Below are 462 nucleotides of genomic sequence, written 5' to 3' on the forward strand. Positions count from 1 at the left end.
GAGGACGGCGCATGGGCGAACGTCGGCGAGCCGGGCGAGCTGTGCGTGCATGGGCCGCAGGTGATGCGCGGCTACTGGCAGCGCCCCGACGAGACCGCGAAAGTGATCGACGCCGACGGCTGGCTCGCGACGGGCGACATCGGCGTGATGGACGAGCAAGGCTTCATCCGCCTGATCGACCGCAAGAAGGACATGATTCTCGTATCGGGCTTCAACGTGTATCCGAACGAGATCGAAGACGTGCTCGTGTCGCATCCGGGCATCCGCGAAGCGGCGGCGATCGGCATTCCCGATCCCGTTCACGGCGAGCGCATCAAGGTGTTCGTCGTGCCTCGCGACGCATCGCTGACGGTCGAGGACGTGCTCACGCACTGCCGCAAGAACCTGACGGGCTACAAGATGCCGAAGGCCGTCGAATTCCGCGACGCGCTGCCGCAGACCAACGTCGGCAAGATCCTGCGC

1 pseudogene is annotated in these 462 nt (G+C 65.6%); it reads left to right on the top strand.

The window, feature by feature from the left end:
* A pseudogene (locus tag J5M57_RS28420) lies at nt 1–462 on the top strand (AMP-binding protein); the annotation flags it as partial.

Source organism: Pseudomonas sp. 86_A (assembly GCF_017491705.1).
Lineage (GTDB): Bacteria > Pseudomonadota > Gammaproteobacteria > Pseudomonadales > Pseudomonadaceae > Aquipseudomonas > Aquipseudomonas koreensis.